This is a genomic window from Acidiphilium sp. JA12-A1 (assembly GCF_000724705.2).
Lineage (GTDB): Bacteria > Pseudomonadota > Alphaproteobacteria > Acetobacterales > Acetobacteraceae > Acidiphilium > Acidiphilium multivorum.
Window position 1 is genome coordinate 1 of record NZ_JFHO01000153.1, and the last position, 524, is coordinate 524.

The 524-nt window shown below is 74.8% G+C and carries 1 protein-coding gene; it reads right to left on the bottom strand.

The window, feature by feature from the left end; genetic code table 11:
- Nucleotides 1–524: AsmA family protein (locus RT91_RS18795; RefSeq protein WP_035189232.1), on the bottom strand; the 524-nt coding region annotated here is incomplete at both ends.

Here is a 524-nt window from a genome sequence, read left to right on the forward strand (position 1 = left end):
GGCSGGCGGCGGTCAGCAGCCGGTCGAGCAGCGCGCCGTCGATCTCGCCGTTCACCGTCGAGACGCCGAGCGAGCCGTTCAGGGTCGAGGCGATGTCATGCGCGGTGGAGCCGGCGCCGCCGAGATCGGCGTAGAGCTGCACCGTCGCCGAGGCCGAGCCGGGCTGGCCGAGCAGGCGGAGCAGCGGGCCGAGGCGGAAGGCCGGCGCCTGTTCGATGAGGCGCACGCTCGGCGGATTTGCCGCGGCGTCGACCATCAGCGTGCCGGAGACCGGGCCGCCGGGCAGCTCGCCGCTGATCGGGCGGACCGTGAGCACGCCGTTGCGCAGCAGCGCGTGCGCCGTCAGCGCGCGGTAATCGGCGCCGGCATAGGTGAGCTTGTCCACCGTCAGCTCGACATTGCCGTCCGCCGCGCGGAGCAGGTTGAAGGGCAGCGGCGTATCGGGGATCAGATGCGGGTTCGACGGCGCGACCGCCGCCGCCGGTTTCGGCTGCGGGCTGGCCTGCGGCGGCGCGGCACCGCCG